The sequence below is a fragment of the Mycobacterium sp. genome, assembly GCF_049280035.1.
Taxonomy (GTDB): Bacteria; Actinomycetota; Actinomycetes; order Mycobacteriales; family Mycobacteriaceae; genus Mycobacterium.
Genome location: NZ_JBAPPI010000305.1, coordinates 1 through 9,077, shown reverse-complemented (window position 1 = coordinate 9,077; position 9,077 = coordinate 1). Strand labels below are relative to the sequence as shown.

Below are 9,077 nucleotides of genomic sequence, written 5' to 3'. Positions count from 1 at the left end.
CACCCGTACATCGGGGTCTGCGTCCGCGCGCCGCCACGCGTCGTCGAGGTCCTTGAGGATGCCCGGTGTCTGCGCGTTTGCGGCCTGCGGCCGGTCCAGGGTAATCACCGCCACCGACCCGTCCGTCCCGTACCGAACGAAATGCTCTGCTGCCATTGCTGTCTCCTTTTATGCGAAGGGTCTGATCACGCTCTCCTGAGCGAACGACGCAACGAGCGATCCACCCTGGGTATAGACCGCGCCGGTGCCGAATCCGCGGCCGTCGGCAAGACGCTCGCCACGAATCTCCATCCGCAGCCACTCCGACACGTCGAACGGTTGGTGGAACCAGATCGAGTGGCTGACTACGCCGGTCTGCAGCCGGACGTGGGCGTCCTGCTGGCTAGTGCCGGGTACCGCCTTGAGCAGAGTGCCGATCAGCGGCCAATCCGAGACGTATGCCAGCACCGGCCGAGCCAGCGAAGTGTCGGTGAAGTCGCCACAGCGCATCCAGAACGCGAGTTCGGCCGGGACAGCGCTCGCGTCGTCTAGCCCGATATCGCTGATCAGTCTGCTCTCGCCGGGTACCACCGGGAAGTTGATCAGCTTGGCCGCCAATGGATCTGCGCTTGCCACATTGCTGAATTGGTAGTCGTACCCGTCGTCGGCGCGGTCAACGAGGATGGTGCCGGTTGCAACGACGCGGCGCTCCCCGATGTGTTGAGTGTCCTGGTAGACCACCGCTCGGCGCACTCCGAGCGTGCGCCCGTCGTGCGTGTTCTCGAGGTCCAAATACAACGGGTCGTGCGGCCGCCCCTCCCGCGGGAACGCCACATGCAACGATTTGACTGTCCGGTCAGGTGCCACGGCCGCCACCAATTGAGCCAGGATCTGTCCGCCGAAAATCCGCTCCGCACCCCCGTGAGCCAGCGGAAGAACCGTGCGTCCGTCGCCGTCGCGGCCGAGGTCGAGCATCGCGCGGAATTGATCGATGTTCATCGAGAGCCCCTTGCCGCGGCCGCGGTGGCGGCCAGCTCGAACTTCTTGACCTTGCCAGATGGTGTCATCGGCAGGGAATCCACGAAATGCCAAGCGGTCGGGGACTTCTGGCGGGCAAGCCCTGCGGTGTGCAGGTGTGCGGCCAATTCGCCGGCCGAGGATTGCCGGCCGCCGTGCAGCACGACGAAGGCGACCGGCACCTCACCGAACCTTGCGTCGGGACCCGGGACAACGGCGGCCTGGCGCACTGACGGGTGCGAGGCGAGAAGGTCCTCGATGTCTCGCGCGGAGAATTTCTCACCCCCACGATTGATGACATCTTTGATTCGGCCGGTGATCGTGAGGCATCCGTCGTCGTCGAGGATCCCGACGTCGCCGGTCCGGAACCAGCCGTCATCGTCGAGAGCGGACCGGTTGGCCTCGGGCTCCAGATAGCCGAGCATCCGCTCGGGTCCCCGCACCGCAAGCTCGCCCGCGAAACCCGTTGGCAGCGGCCGACAGTCGTCGCCGAGGGCTCGCACCTCGACCCCGGGTGCCAGCGCGCCGTCCGTCGTCGCGCGCAGATCGAACGGGTCCGCTTGGTTCATCACCGTCACGGTCGGCAGCTCAGTCATGCCGTATACGCGTGCCGCGGGGATACCCTGCGCCTCACTGCGCTCCATCACCGCGCGCGGCACCGAGGCGCCCCCACAGGCAAACATCCTCAGCGGCAACCGGATCCGAGCATCTCTCGCAGCGTCGGTCAGCTCTTGCAGGAACACCGTCGCGCCGGCCGAGTAGGTCACCTGGTGTGCCATGATGTCCTGGACCGCCCGGTCAGGTTCCCACCGCTCGGCGAGCACCGCGCAGGCCCCCACCAGCAAGGGGATCGTCATTGCGTTGAGCAGACCGGTGATGTGTTGTAGCGGGGCGGCCATGTAGGCGACATCGTCCCAGCGCAGCCCCCACGCATCGGCGAGCTGGCGGGTTTCGGCGAACAACGTGCGCGACGAGTGCACGGCGGCTTTGGCGCGCGACGTGGTGCCGGAGGTGAACAAAACCAGGCATGGTTCGTCTGCTCCGATGTTGGCCGGCGATGAGCGTCGAGGGTGCCACACGACATCGTCGAATCGCGTCCAGCCGAAACGTGATCCGCGCAGGAGGATCCGCGGAATCTCGTCGAGGCCGTTCTCGGCGAGCAGGTCGTCGAAGGCCTCGGCGTGCGCGAAACCGCGAAACGTCTCGGCCGAAATGACGGCCGCCGGCCGCACCTCCTCGATCACCTGGCGCAGCTCATGCTCCCGGTAGAACGGAGCGATCGGCGCGCTCACAGCGCCGACGTGCCAGATGGCCAGACCGAGCAGATGGGCCTCCCACCAGTTCGGGGTCTGCCAGCAGACGACATCGCCCGGTCGAATTCCGGCCCCGCTCAACCACGCTGCGGCGCGCTCGACGAGTCCTAGCAGCTCGCGGTGCGTCATCTGCAGACCCGCCTCGATGACCGCGGGGCGCGAACCCCATAACCGGGCGGCACGTTCGACCGACGCGCTCATGGTCATGTCGCTGACGTAGCCCAGCCTCCGGTATTCGTCCCGCCGGTCCTCCGGTACACCAGGGGCGACGATGCACGCGGCGGTCAACGGTGTCGGGGTCATCCGCCCATACTCATTCCGCCATCCACGGTCAGCACCGCCCCGGTGACATAGGAAGCCAGGTCGTCGAGCAGGAAACTGACCGCGTGCGCGAGTTCTTCGGGCCGCCCCCAGCGGCCGACCGGGATCATCGACGTCACGACGTCGCGGGCCGTCAACGCCAGCCCCTGCGACAGATCGGTGTCGAAGCTGCCCGGGATCACGCAATTCACCGTTATTCCTTTTCGCGCAACGGCGCGTGCTGTCGATCGGGTCAATCCAATAAGTCCCGATTTGGCTGCGGCGTAGGGGATCTGCACTGGGCTGCCCATCGTCGCGGACACCGAACCGATGTTGACGATGCGCCCGAAGCGGCGCTCGATCATGGTGTTCATGGCCGCCTGCGACAGGAAGAACGCGGCCGATAGGTTGACCGCCAGGTGCTGCTGCCAGTCGTCAGGTGTGATGTCGCCGTAGCGCTGCTCGGTGACCGTGCCGGCGTTGTTGACGAGGTAGTCGAGTCGACCGTGCTGGTCCAGGACCTCGTCGACGAGGCGCCGACAGGACTGCGGGTCGCCCACGTCCACCCGGTGCAGGGTCACGCGGGCGCCGGCTTTCTCGCATCGGTCCCGGACCGATTCTGCTGCAACGCAATCGGTAGCGTACGCGGCGGCCACGTCGACCCCGGAGTCGGCCAGCCCCTCGGTCACGGCGCGCCCGATTCCGCGGGTGCCTCCCGTTACCAGCGCGACCCGGTTGCCTGCGACCACTAGGACTCCCTTGGCGGTCTCGCGGCGAGTCGCACGCTCAAGCGGTCCAGCGCGGCACGGTGCTCGTCAGTCTCGAAGCATTCGCTCTCAGCCCGTGCGCACTCGGACAGCACCGGCGCAGCCCGCTCGATATGCGAGTTCAGCAAGCGCCGCGCCTCTCGCACCGCATGCGCCGGGAGGGCCGCCAGCCGGCGGGCCACGTCGAGGGCCGCCGCTACGGTTTCTTCGGCAGGCACGACGCGGTTGACCAAGCCGAGTCGGTGGGCTTCGGCGCTCGAAACCCGATCGCCGAGCAACAAGTGTTCTTTGGCCGCGGAGAGACCGGTCAGCAACGGCCACAACACAATTCCGCCCGCGCCGTCGAGCAGACCGAGTGCGACGCGTGGATCGGACAGGAAAGCATCCTGTGCCATGACAACCAAATCGCACAGCAGCGCGAGGGTGACACCCGCCCCGACTGCGGCGCCGTTGACCGCCGCGACGCTTGCGAACGGCAGCCGGTTCATGGCCCAGAACAATTCCTGGTGCTTGTCGAGGATCGCGTCGCGAACTCCTCTGTCCGCGCCCATCTCTCGGATCGTTTGAATGTCGCCGCCCGCGCTGAACGCCCTACCGTCGCCGGTCAGCACCATTGCGCGTACGTCACCGCTCTCGGAGAGCGACCGCAGGGCGTCCAGCAATGCAGTGGTGACTTCGCCGTCCATCGCGTTGGACTTCGCCGGCCGGGCAAGCATCACCAACGCCACCGGCCCGTCGCGCGTGACGCGGACGGCCGCGTCGGCGAGCGTTGCGGAACGCTCGTCGTTGCTCACAGCTCGACCAGTCGTGGGATGGTCCCTGCCGAAACCAGGTGCACCTGCACGGCAGCGCTCCGTTTCTCAGGACTTGATAAACCCGGATGCGGCATACGCCTCGATGATCGGGCCCTTGAGTTCGTTGGGGAATGCGGTCTGCGGCGGCCGTGAATGGGGGTAGTCGCCCACCGGCAGGCCGAGCAGGCTGGCACCGAACTTGAATCCCGCGCCCCAGTGCGTGAACGCACCCGGCCGGGCCGGGTGCGCTTGGTAGCAGCGGCTAGCGGCCTTCATATCCGCCAACCCGGTTTCGGCAGCGAACTTCTCAGCCCGTTCGAAGTCGCCGGCCACCAGAAGCGACCGCCACTCGGAAAACAGCAGCAGTCCGGGCTTTTCGTAGAGGTACAGCGCGGAGCCGAGCGCTCCGGGATGGGGTATTCCCAGCTTGATTCCCGCTTCGTCGTCCGCCTCCCACAGCACCATCTCAGGCGCGAGCGTGTGAACTGCCAGGCTGTGCTGAGCGTCCAGCAGCCCGTTCTTCAGCCCACACAGCGCAGGGATCTCGTGGTAAAGCTCAACACATTCGCTTGGGGTCAGCACCAGGCCGGTGGAGTGGGAGTTGAAGAATCCCAACGGCATATCGGTCCGATCCGCGACGTAGCGCAGATATTCCAAGACGCCGGGCTTGCCGGAGCACTCGAAGTACGGGGTCAGGATGTAGCAGATGTCGACGCCGAGCTCTTGGGCGTGCAGTGTCAGTTCGACACATTGCTTGGCAGTGTCGGTGCTGGACATCACCTGAACGAGGGCCGCGGGCTTGATGCTGCGCGCCTCCTCCACGGCGACCCGAACCACCTCCTTGAGCTCGTCGGTGGTCAGCGACCAGAACTCGGCGATGCCGCCGGTGAGCCAGATGCCGTCCTGGTCCAGATCGACCAGGCAGTGTCGCACCAGCGCCCGCAGCGCCTCGAAGTCGATGTCGTCGCCGTCCGGGCCCGAAAATGGCGTGTAGAGCGAGCTGCAGTTGCCCCATAAATGCTCGACCGCCCACTCCTTGGCCTCCTTGCCGGTGACACGTGTGGGCACAACGGACTCCCTCCGAACAAAAGCCCGCACGCTGTGCCGGGCCAGATGATGACTATCACGTGCGCGTCATGGTAGAACGACATATGCGTCTAGCGCAACGCAGTACTGCATCACCAGGGCAGTCGCTTGACGCAATTCGTCATCCAGGAGCATGAGGAATCGAGGCTTGCAATGTCCCGCAGCATGGAGGGCAAGGTCGTCGTGATCTCCGGAGCCTCGATGGGCGTCGGAAGGGCGACCGCGCAGCGCTTCGCGCAAGAGGGCGCCACCGTCATCCTGCTCGCACGTCGGAAGCTGCTACTCGACGAGATCGCCGACACCCTCGGAGCCAATGCGGTCCCGATCGCCACCGACGTCACGTGCAGTACCGAAGTCTGCGCCGCTTTCGAGCAGGTGGCGGCACAATTCGGACGTGTCGACGTCCTTATCAACTCTGCCGGCGCCAGCCGGATCCGGCTCATCGAGGAGGCCAGCGACGAGGACATCGCCGTCACCGTGAACACCAACCTCGTCGCACCGATCTACACCACGCGGGCAGCGATCCCGCTGCTGCGGGCCGCCGGCGGCGGCGACATCATGAACATCTCCTCCGAGATCACTCTCGACTACCTCCCGATGATGACCCTCTACGCGGCGACCAAACGAGGGCTCAATGGCTTGACCGAAGCGATGAACCATGAACTCCGGCGCGACTCGATCCGGGTGACCCTGGTCATCCTGGGCGCCGTCGGCGACACCGGTATCCATGAGAACTTCGGCCCAGGCGACCTGGAGCGGGCCTGGCCCATCTGGGAGGCCGACGGCTATCTGACCCGGATGAGTGGAACGCAACTCCTGACATCGGCGCGCGTCGCCGAGGTCTTGTACGACGTGCTGACCCGGCCACGCGATCTGATGATGGATGTGATCCACGTTCGTCCAGCGAGTAGCTGAACGCGAAATCGCCCCAACACCAACCGAATTAAATCAGAACAGGAGAGACCGTCGTGATCCGACCGATGGAAGGCGTGCGGATTCTGGAGGTGGCTCAGTTCACCTTTGTCCCGGCTGCCGGCGCGGTCCTGGCGGACTGGGGCGCGGATGTGATCAAAGTCGAGCACGCGGAGACAGGCGACGCCCAACGCGGCCTGAGCCGACTGATGGACATGCCGGTGGGCAGCGGTTCCTTCGCGCCGTTGATGGAGCACCCCAATCGCGGGAAGCGCAGCATCGGTTTGGCGCTTGAGCGGCCCGAAGCGCTAGAGGTGCTGCATGAGCTGATCAGCGTCAGCGATGTCTTCCTGACAAACTTTCTGCCCAGGGCGCGCCGAAAACTCGGCATCGAGCTCGACGACGTACGCAAGATCAACTCCGACATCATCTACGTGCGCGGTTCGGGCTTCGGCAGCAGCGGCCCCGACAGCGAGAAAGGCGGCTATGACAGCACCGCCTTCTGGGCCCGGGGCGGCTCCGCGCTCGGAACCACGCCGACGGAGTTCGATGGCTTGTGCAAGATGCCCGCCGGCGCGTACGGCGACTCGCTCGGCGGGATGACCATCGCCGGAGGCATCGCCGCGGCTTTGCTGGCGCGCGAACGGACCGGCGAGACGTCGGTGGTCGACGTCTCCCTGCTCGGCGTGGGCGCCTGGGCGAACGCCCTGTCGGTCGGCTTCGCGCTCCTGACCGGTGGGCCGCCAGAGCGCGTGCCGAGCAGCAGCTCAGCGCGCACGAACCCACTCGTGGGCAACTACCGGACCGCCGACAACCGGTGGATCGTGCTGGCGATGCTGCAACCGGGACGCTATTGGCCCGAGTTCTGTCGACGCATCGAGCGGGAAGATCTCATCACCGACACGCGGTTCGCGACGGTCGACGCATTGATGGGGAACGCCGGGGAAGGAGGCGAGATTCTTCAGAACGAGATTGCCGGCCGGACACTGGCCGAGTGGACATCACGGTTCAGCGGCATGGAGGGGCAATGGGGTGTCGCGCAGGATCCCTGGGAGGTGGGCCAAGACGCCGCGCTGCGGGCCAACGGAATGATCGCCGAAGTTTTCGACATCGACGGCACACGACGCGAACTGGTCGCCAACCCCGTGCAATTCGACGAGACGCCAGCCAGCCTTACCCGGGCACCGCAATTCGCCGAACACACCGACGAAATCCTGCGCGGACTCGGAAAATCGGACGACGAGCTGATCAGTCTCAAGATCGCCGGTGCCGTGACCTGAAGCCCCGGCGGTCAGTCCTCGCGACGCAATATCGCGGCCGAACAGAACGCCCACAGATCGTCGACGCTGGTCTGGCTGCCACCCGTCAACACCCGGGAGTGCGTCGAGGCAAGGAGCAATTCCTGAAGCAGCGCCGCTTGCGTGTGCAGCCCGAGGTCCTCCCGTAGCCGGCCCGCCTTGGCGACTGCGGTCAGCAACTCGACGATGAAGGCGTGCAACGGCTCCAATGCGCTGGCGAGGTCGTTTGGCCGGGTTTCGGCGAGCCGCAGGTGAAGAACACTCAACCCCCGTGCCAGCCGCGCCGGCATTTCGGTGATCTCGGACAATGCATCCAATAGCGCCCGAAGCCGCAGCACCGGATCGTCGATGCCCTCGCACCGCTCTTGCAACATCGGCATCGCGGTCTTGCGCAGAATCGTCTCGTACACGGCGAGCATCAGACTGTCTTTGCTGTCGAAGAAGGTATAGAAGGTGCGTTGCGACTGACCGGAGCGGTCCACCACGTCCTGGATGGAGAAGTCACCCTCGTCGCGTTCGGACAGCAGTTCAACGGCAGCCTCAACGAACCGATCACTGCGCTTGCGCGCGCGTTCGATCGCATTGCGCAGTGATCGATCCACGCTGTCTCGCTGCCAGCTCGGCACGTACTGCTCTGGCGCCTCATCACTGACTGGTTTCAGCTCAGCTGTCTTCTGCCGCGCCATGGCTCCCCGCTCTCTCATTGTCGACTTCAGCCAGGAAGGCACTGATGACCTGTGCAAACCTATCGGGACATTTGTGGTGGACGGCGTGTGCGGCGCCGTCGAGTTCTACGTAGCGCGCCAAAGCGTTGACCTCGGCGAATCGCCGCCCTTGGGCCCGCCGCGTCGACTCGTCGAGGGCGCCGGCCACCAGCAACACGGGACACCCGACACCACCCAGCGTTTCCGCCGAGAGTTCGGATCGGCCGACGCTGTCCTCATGCAGCGCCGTCACAAGCTGACGCCAGTGCTCCGGTCCATGGTGGGTCTCGTGCAGACGGCGCAACGCGAACGGCCAGGTACGGTACAGGTGCTCGAGGCGCGGAACCCGGTAGTCGCTGGGGCGCCCAGTGCCCGGGCTTACCAGCACAAGAGATCGCGCGGTACCGGGCGCTGACAGTTCAAGCATGAGCGAGATCTCGGCACCGTAAGAAAACCCCACGACGTGAGGCCGGTCGAGGCCCAGGTGCTCGACGAGACGTTGCAGATCCACGCAGATGGCCTGCCCCATGTCCACCGACTCGCGGAATTCCGATCGGCCGTGGCCACGCAAATCGGGCAAGACGCATTGATAATCGGACGCCAGCCTGGTCGCGAGCGGACCCCACTCGAACTCCCCTGTGGCTGTCGCGCCGTGCACGAACAGGATGGGCTGACCATCGCCCACCACGGAGTACCCCAACGTCAGGCCATCACGCTCGTAGGTGCGCGGGCGGCTTTCGCCGACCAGATCAGTCATCACTTCCTTCGCGCTCATGTCGTTCTCTTTCTGACGGCCAACGCCAGATCTTCAACACGCTGTTTCACGTACTCCATTCCAACAGCGCCCACTGAGGTCTATCTGGCTGACCATTACGTTCTACTATGGCGGTACTGAACGGTGCTATCG

At 65.5% G+C, this 9,077-nt stretch carries 9 protein-coding genes and 1 pseudogene; 2 read left to right on the top strand and 8 right to left on the bottom strand.

Features of this window, described 5'->3' with window-relative positions:
* From WAN71_RS10255 to WAN71_RS10230, 6 genes and pseudogenes are all read right to left on the bottom strand, one after another.
* Positions 1-156, bottom strand: a pseudogene (locus tag WAN71_RS10255) (enoyl-CoA hydratase); the annotation flags it as partial.
* A 12-nt stretch (positions 157-168) separates the two neighbouring features.
* Positions 169-978: an acyl-CoA thioesterase gene (locus WAN71_RS10250; RefSeq protein WP_422225227.1), complete on the bottom strand. Its 810-nt coding sequence runs from the start codon at positions 976-978 to the stop codon at positions 169-171.
* Positions 975-2,612: an AMP-binding protein gene (locus tag WAN71_RS10245; RefSeq protein WP_422225226.1), complete on the bottom strand. Its 1,638-nt coding sequence runs from the start codon at positions 2,610-2,612 to the stop codon at positions 975-977. Before WAN71_RS10245 ends, WAN71_RS10250 begins: the two co-directional genes overlap by 4 nt.
* Positions 2,609-3,358 (bottom strand): SDR family NAD(P)-dependent oxidoreductase, encoded by a 750-nt coding sequence (locus tag WAN71_RS10240; RefSeq protein WP_422225225.1) that lies wholly within the window; start codon positions 3,356-3,358, stop codon positions 2,609-2,611. Before WAN71_RS10240 ends, WAN71_RS10245 begins: the two co-directional genes overlap by 4 nt.
* Positions 3,358-4,170 carry an enoyl-CoA hydratase/isomerase family protein gene (locus WAN71_RS10235; RefSeq protein WP_422225224.1) on the bottom strand — a complete coding sequence of 271 codons (813 nt, stop codon included), beginning with the start codon at positions 4,168-4,170 and terminating at the stop codon, positions 3,358-3,360. Before WAN71_RS10235 ends, WAN71_RS10240 begins: the two co-directional genes overlap by 1 nt.
* A 66-nt stretch (positions 4,171-4,236) precedes the next feature.
* Positions 4,237-5,238, bottom strand: coding sequence for a dihydrodipicolinate synthase family protein (locus tag WAN71_RS10230; protein ID WP_422225223.1), 1,002 nt, complete (start codon positions 5,236-5,238; stop codon positions 4,237-4,239).
* A 171-nt stretch (positions 5,239-5,409) separates the two neighbouring features.
* Here WAN71_RS10230 and WAN71_RS10225 point away from each other — a divergent pair, with 171 nt between their 5' ends.
* Both WAN71_RS10225 and WAN71_RS10220 read left to right on the top strand, forming a co-directional pair.
* Positions 5,410-6,171 carry an SDR family oxidoreductase gene (locus tag WAN71_RS10225; protein WP_422225222.1) on the top strand — a complete coding sequence of 254 codons (762 nt, stop codon included), beginning with the start codon at positions 5,410-5,412 and terminating at the stop codon, positions 6,169-6,171.
* A 65-nt stretch (positions 6,172-6,236) separates the two neighbouring features.
* Positions 6,237-7,448 (top strand): CaiB/BaiF CoA transferase family protein, encoded by a 1,212-nt coding sequence (locus WAN71_RS10220; protein WP_422225228.1) that lies wholly within the window; start codon positions 6,237-6,239, stop codon positions 7,446-7,448.
* A gap of 11 nt (positions 7,449-7,459) precedes the next feature.
* Here WAN71_RS10220 and WAN71_RS10215 read toward each other — a convergent pair whose 3' ends face one another.
* Together WAN71_RS10215 and WAN71_RS10210 are read right to left on the bottom strand one after the other, a co-directional pair.
* Positions 7,460-8,152 (bottom strand): helix-turn-helix domain-containing protein, encoded by a 693-nt coding sequence (locus WAN71_RS10215; protein ID WP_422225221.1) that lies wholly within the window; start codon positions 8,150-8,152, stop codon positions 7,460-7,462.
* Positions 8,130-8,945, bottom strand: a complete 816-nt coding sequence (locus tag WAN71_RS10210; RefSeq protein WP_422225220.1) for an alpha/beta fold hydrolase — start codon at positions 8,943-8,945, stop codon at positions 8,130-8,132. The genes WAN71_RS10215 and WAN71_RS10210 overlap by 23 nt, the downstream gene beginning before the upstream one ends.
* Between the last annotated feature and the right edge of the window lie 132 nt (positions 8,946-9,077).